General features: G+C 62.2%; 1 protein-coding gene. It reads right to left on the bottom strand.

Features of this window, described 5'->3' with window-relative positions; genetic code table 11:
• Positions 1-246 (bottom strand): hypothetical protein (locus KK062_RS30490; RefSeq protein WP_254088146.1); only part of this gene is annotated, 246 nt, incomplete at both ends.

Genomic DNA, 246 nt, shown 5'->3' with positions numbered 1-246 from the left:
GGCAATCGCTGCGATCAGCGCCGCGACGGTGGCCGCAACCAGGTAAATGCGTTTAAATTCGGGTTGGGGACGGAAGTGGATGATTTCCTCGATGATATCATCGTCACCCTGGGGGGTCGGTGAGGCATGCAGCGCCGGCATGCGGCCGTCCAGGATTTCGTCGGGACCACGACGGGCGCGGGCCTCCATCCCTTCGCCGGGGGCGACGCCGCTGGTGCTGTAAAGACCAAAAGGGTTATCCAGATT

It is taken from the genome of Dawidia cretensis (genome assembly GCF_018598175.1).
GTDB classification, from domain to species: Bacteria; Bacteroidota; Bacteroidia; order Cytophagales; family Cyclobacteriaceae; genus Ohtaekwangia; species Ohtaekwangia cretensis.
This window is presented reverse-complemented; position numbering and strand designations above follow the sequence as displayed.